The sequence below is a fragment of the Verrucomicrobiia bacterium genome (assembly GCA_035460805.1).
Lineage (GTDB): Bacteria > Patescibacteriota > UBA1384 > CAILIB01 > CAILIB01 > DATHWI01.
Genome location: DATHWI010000095.1, coordinates 1 through 1,690 on the forward strand (window position 1 = coordinate 1; position 1,690 = coordinate 1,690).

The window sequence follows — 1,690 nt, forward strand, 5'->3', positions numbered from 1 at the left end:
TCAACCACCTTTTACGCCCTCGATATCTTTCCGGAGAACATTAAATATGGGCTAGAGAGTCACGAGCTCCAGGAACGTATTACCGGAAAATTTGTCTTGCGCAGCGAGTACGACCGCAAGCAGAACCAAACCCTCCACCTCTACGTGGAACTCCGGCGCGACAAGAAACAGAGCGAGTCACTGGCGTTTGAGATACAGGAAGCCGTCATGGGCAGCCTGCGTAAGTACAACAGCGAGTACAACAAGCTCTACAGCGAAATGGGAGCCAAGGCCCGGCCACGCATCCACCTCCTGGCCTACGGTGCCCCGGAATTTGAGATAAAGATCAAACACCGATGGACCAGCAAGCAGTAACGCCACAATTCTACCGTGTGGATGACCCGGCGCTAGCTGCCCTCAAGGAGGAACATGCGCCGCTAGTCATTAAGGCCATGCCTGAGGCGCTGGATGACCTCTTTAAGATCCGCTTCCCCCACCTCATGCCTGGCTCTTCCGAAGCCAAGGCAACCCGCGCCGCTTGGGATGCGGATGCCTGGGGCGCCCCTCATGTGGAAGAAAAATCCCAATGGGCCTACTTTCCCTGGAAGAACACCCTGGTCCACCTGCCAGATGAAGAAACCTTCCACGAGCTCCGCACCGCACGTAACAAGTTCCTCATCACAGAAGAGGAGCAGCAGGCTTTCTACGGCGCAAAGATCGGCATTGCAGGCATGAGCGTAGGCTCGTCCGTCCTGAATGCCCTCGTCCTTTCCGGAGGCGGCAAGCACCTTCGCCTGGCCGATCACGACACCCTGTCCATCACCAACCTGAACCGCCTCTTTGGTTCTGTGTGTGACCTGACGGTTCCCAAGCTGACTGCTGCCATGCGGCGGGTCTATGAGATTAACCCTTACGCAGAGCTGGTGCCTTTCTGGGATGGTGTCACCGAAGAAAAGCTGGATGCTTTCTTTGTTGAAGGTGGCAAACTAGATCTTTTCATTGAAGAGGTAGATGACATCCTCCTCAAGGTGCTTACCCGTCGCAAAGCACGGGAACTAGGGGTACCGGTCATCATGGCTACCGACAACGGGGACAATACCATCATCGACGTGGAACGCTTTGACCTGGAACCAGACCGGCCCCTCTTCCACGGGCGCGCAGACGAGGAGCTTCTTAGCCGGGCAAGCGCCACCATGCCTAACTCTGAAAAGGTAAAACTGGCCAGTGCCATTGTGGGCTCGGATATCACCCCTCGCACCCAGTACTCCCTCATGCAGGTAGGCCAGACCCTGCCTTCGTGGCCCCAGCTAGGCAATGCCGCCATTCTCTCCGGGGCAGCCACCAGCTATACCGCACGGCGTATTCTGACCGGCGAAGAGATGCCATCCGGCCGTTACACGGTACACTTTGACCGCGACATTGACCCAGCCTTCAATTCCCCCAAGGCAACGGCCGAACGGCAGCGTTTGACTGACGAATTTGACCTTGGCTTTGACCTCATCTTTAACCGCCTGGAGGATCCACTATGAGCGCCTGGGATTTTGACGTAGATGCGTACAATGAGGGATGGACACTGCGTGAAAAGCTCAAGTTTTGGCTGCAATTTGCCGCCCTTGCGCCCTCCGCACACAATAACCAGCCATGGGATGTGGCCATTTTGGAAGATGGCATAATTGTACGTCCAAACCTGGAACTAGCTACCGCTGGAATA

Annotated in this window: 3 protein-coding genes; all 3 read left to right on the forward strand. The window is 55.9% G+C overall.

All coding sequences use genetic code 11. From position 1 onward, the window contains the following. Positions 1 to 354, forward strand: a 354-nt coding sequence (locus tag VLA04_03660; protein ID HSI20771.1) for a hypothetical protein, incomplete at its 5' end; no start/stop codon positions are given. Beyond that, complete coding sequence (locus tag VLA04_03665) at positions 336 to 1,508, forward strand: ThiF family adenylyltransferase (protein ID HSI20772.1); 1,173 nt, start codon at positions 336 to 338, stop codon at positions 1,506 to 1,508. The genes VLA04_03660 and VLA04_03665, both read left to right, overlap by 19 nt. Next, positions 1,505 to 1,690: hypothetical protein (locus VLA04_03670; GenBank protein HSI20773.1), on the forward strand; the 186-nt coding region annotated here is incomplete at its 3' end. The genes VLA04_03665 and VLA04_03670, both read left to right, overlap by 4 nt.